Genomic DNA, 207 nt, shown 5'->3' with positions numbered 1-207 from the left:
GCCTGCGGCCAGGCCGACCTGGTGCTGCTCGCCGTGCCGTACGACGGCCACGACGACCTGGTCGCCTCGCTCCCGCTCGCCGGCAAGGTCGTCATCTCCTGCGTCAACCCGTGGGCCTTCGACACGCGCGGCGCGCACGGCCAGGTCATCGACGGCGGCGAGGGCTCCGCGGCCGAGTCGGCCCAGCGCCTCCAGCCCGACGCCACC

The 207-nt window shown here is 75.8% G+C and carries 1 protein-coding gene; it reads left to right on the top strand.

All coding sequences use genetic code 11. The annotated features are described in order from the left end of the window. Positions 1-207, top strand: a 207-nt coding sequence (locus tag QWY28_RS24270; protein ID WP_300955443.1) for an NAD(P)-binding domain-containing protein, incomplete at both ends; no start/stop codon positions are given.

This window comes from Nocardioides oceani, assembly GCF_030412965.1.
In the GTDB taxonomy this organism is placed as follows: Bacteria; Actinomycetota; Actinomycetes; order Propionibacteriales; family Nocardioidaceae; genus Nocardioides; species Nocardioides oceani.
The sequence above is the reverse complement of the archived record's forward strand: the minus strand, read 5'-3'. Positions and strand labels throughout refer to the sequence as shown.